Consider the following 3,356-nt stretch of genomic DNA (forward strand, 5'->3'; position numbering starts at 1 on the left):
ATATATTTCATTAATTAACATTCAATACATAATAGTAAAATAGTTCTATAATATTTACTTTAAATATTTAATAAAATAAACCGCCATTGATTTTTCAATCCAAGCTTAAAAGTTCAACTCCTTGCGAATCTCTTTACCACCAGCTTAAAGCAAATAGTCAGTTCATAGATAGGGTTAAATTAGTTAATTCACTGAATTTTAGGCATAAAAAAAGACATCGGTTGATGTCCATTGACTTCGAAATGGTACGCCCTACAGGATTCGAACCTGTGACCTACGGCTTAGAAGGCCGTTGCTCTATCCAACTGAGCTAAGGGCGCCTAGAAAAACTTAGACGTCAGCAAGAGTGCTGATAACGGGTGTGAATTATACGTTCAACATTCTGAGAGTCAACGCTTTTTCAACGATATCAAACTATATGGTCAAAATATGGCAAGTATTCGACTGACAGATTGCTCTTGATCTGACAAAATAGGCAAATACCGTAATTGAATAATTTGGATGTATAGATGTCAGCAAGAATTATAGATGGGAAATCGATTGCGCAGACCATCAGAAGTGAAGTGGCAGATAAAGTAAAACAGCGTATTAATGCAGGAAAACGAGCACCTGGTTTAGCTGTTATTTTAGTGGGTGATAACCCAGCATCACAGATTTATGTTGGAAGTAAACGCCGCGCTTGTGAAGAAGTTGGCTTTATTTCTCGATCTTATGATTTACCAGATACTACCAGTGAAGCAGATTTATTAAATCTGATCGACCAGCTTAACGCAGACAACACCATTGATGGTATTCTCGTTCAACTCCCTTTACCCGCCGGAATTGATAACGTTAAAGTTTTAGAACGTATTCATCCTGATAAAGATGTTGATGGCTTTCACCCTTACAATATTGGTCGCCTATGCCAACGAGCACCTAAATTACGACCTTGCACACCTCGTGGTATTGTCACACTCCTAGAGCGCTGTAATATTCCTATGAATGGATTAAATGCCGTTATTATTGGCGCATCCAATATTGTTGGTCGCCCAATGAGCCTAGAGCTATTACTTGCGGGTTGTACAACAACAGTTACTCACCGTTTTACTAAAGATCTACGTTTTCATGTTGAGCACGCAGATTTAGTCGTTGTGGCAGTAGGTAAGCCTAACTTTATTCCCGGTGAATGGATTAAACCGGGTGCAATCGTGATTGATGTCGGTATAAACCGTCTTGAAAGTGGTAAAGTTGTTGGGGATGTTGATTTTGAAGCAGCATCACAACGTGCGGGGTGGATTTCTCCCGTCCCTGGTGGTGTAGGTCCAATGACAGTCGCCACACTGATCCAAAATACTTTGCAAGCATGCGAAGAATATCACGACCCCGAAACAGGAAATAATTAATCGATGGAAATATTTCAATTAGATGGACACGACTATGTCGAGCTTTGTGATTTATTAAAACTTCAAGGTTGGACTGAAAGCGGAGCAGCAGCTAAAAGTGTCATTGCTGAAGGTTTAGTGAGTGTTGACGGTAAAGTTGAAACCCGAAAACGCTGTAAAATTGTTGCTGGAAAAGTTGTCACCTTCGGTGAGTTTTCTGTCAGCGTCAGCAAATAATCAGCAAATTAATTGATATTGAAAAAGCGTCGCTACCTCAGCCGCGCTTTTTTTCTTTTTTTTAATCCTTTTTACCTTCAATACGCTTTTTTTCTCTCTTTTTTTGTTATTTTAATTACATTTAAAAAATATAATGATATAACCATTTGAATTTAAACAAAATAATAGAATTTAATTTAATATATTTAAATAGAGAACATCATTTTAATGATTATCTATGCTTATAATTTCCTGTTGCAGTTCAGCAATTTGCACATTTTATAAAAAAATAGATAAAAAGAAGTTATATAAGTTATTATTTTATATATAGATAACACTTTTTTAACCATTACTGTAAAACTTTCAGCAACAACCCTTTTTTATTGATACTTTTTATTCATTTATTCATGTTTAAATGCATTCAAATGTGATTTGGATCTAATTTATTTCTACTTTTATTAGGCAAAAGAATTATTGTTTGTACTAAATTACAGGTTATAATTTGAAACGATTCAGCCTCGTGTTACTATTTTAGTTGTCATTTTGTGATCTTTCAGTCTTTTTCACCCTTTATCTAACAGGAGATTTTATGCTCGGCTTACCCACTCAAGGTATCTTTGTTTTTGCTAAATCACAGCAAAAATTGATGCCTGTTCTTTTATTTAAGGTAAGGAACTAGCATGAAACGCAGAGTAGCAACCATCACACTTAATCCAGCATATGATCTTGTTGGTTTAAGTCATCCAATTGAACTTGGTGAAGTTAATCGTGTTAAAACGGCGGGCTTTCATGCTGCGGGTAAAGGTATCAATGTCGCTAAAGTTTTAAAAAGCCTTGGTGTTGACGTCACTGTTGGGGGTTTTTTAGGCAAAGAAAACCAAGATGGATTCCAAAAAGAGTTTAGTGACTCCGGTATCGCTAACCGTTTTCAAATGGTTGAAGGACGTACTCGCATTAATGTCAAACTCACAGAACCCAATGGCAAAGTGACCGACTTCAATTTCTCTGGTTTTGAAATCACAAAACAAGACTGGACTCGCTTTGTTAACGACACACTAAGCTGGGCGGGTCAATTTGATATGATTTGTGTTAGTGGTAGTGTTCCTCCTAGTGTCGATCTCAATGATTTCACGGCATGGATGACACGATTACGTAGCGAATGTATGTGTTTAATCTTTGACAGTAGCCGAGAAGCTTTTGTCGCGGGATTAAAAGCCTCACCTTGGCTTGTTAAACCAAATCATCATGAATTAGAGATTTGGGCAGGTAGACCCTTACCAGAGCTTTCTGATGTTGTGCAAGCAGCACAAGCATTACGTCAACAAGGTATTGCTCATGTTGTCATTTCATTAGGCGAACAAGGGGCAATGTGGGTTAATGCATCGGGTACATGGATGGCGAAGCCCCCTAAATGTGATGTCGTAAGTACCGTCGGAGCTGGAGATTCAATGGTTGGTGGCTTAATTTATGGTTTAATGATGCGACAAACCAGTGAACATACCTTACGTCTTGCTACTGCCGTTTCTGCACTTGCTGTGAGCCAAACCAATGTGGGTATTCACGATCGCGAACAATTAGCGAAAATGATGACAGAAGTAGAATTAACGCCTCTAAAATTATAAGTAATAAATCTCAGTGGTAAATTGAATAATATTAAGTAGAATTACCACTTCTTCCATTAAATATATTAATGCTATGCCATAAATAATCTAAAATAGAATCTCTTAATTTGATTGGTATTTTTTTATTATTAAATCCATTTTTTATTTTTTTCTGTTT

The 3,356-nt window shown here is 36.8% G+C and carries 3 protein-coding genes and 1 tRNA gene; 3 read left to right on the forward strand and 1 reads right to left on the reverse strand.

Annotated features, from left to right (window positions below; genetic code table 11):
• Positions 1–243: 243 nt before the first annotated feature.
• Positions 244–320: transfer RNA gene (locus BHE89_RS12810), tRNA-Arg, on the reverse strand.
• A gap of 189 nt (positions 321–509) precedes the next feature.
• Between BHE89_RS12810 and folD the strand changes: the two genes are divergently transcribed.
• The 3 genes from folD to fruK all read left to right on the forward strand — a co-directional run bounded on the left by folD (position 510) and on the right by fruK (position 3,199).
• Complete coding sequence (gene folD, locus BHE89_RS12815) at positions 510–1,382, forward strand: bifunctional methylenetetrahydrofolate dehydrogenase/methenyltetrahydrofolate cyclohydrolase FolD (protein ID WP_069368369.1); 873 nt, start codon at positions 510–512, stop codon at positions 1,380–1,382.
• Between the two features lie 3 nt (positions 1,383–1,385).
• Positions 1,386–1,598 (forward strand): ribosome-associated protein YbcJ, encoded by a 213-nt coding sequence (gene ybcJ, locus BHE89_RS12820; RefSeq protein ID WP_069368368.1) that lies wholly within the window; start codon positions 1,386–1,388, stop codon positions 1,596–1,598.
• 659 nt (positions 1,599–2,257) lie between these two features.
• Positions 2,258–3,199, forward strand: coding sequence for a 1-phosphofructokinase (gene fruK / locus BHE89_RS12825; protein WP_069368367.1), 942 nt, complete (start codon positions 2,258–2,260; stop codon positions 3,197–3,199).
• The last annotated feature ends 157 nt before the right edge of the window (positions 3,200–3,356 follow it).

Origin of the sequence: Shigella sp. FC1967 (assembly GCF_001743005.1) — a bacterium.
Classification (GTDB): domain Bacteria; phylum Pseudomonadota; class Gammaproteobacteria; order Enterobacterales; family Enterobacteriaceae; genus Proteus.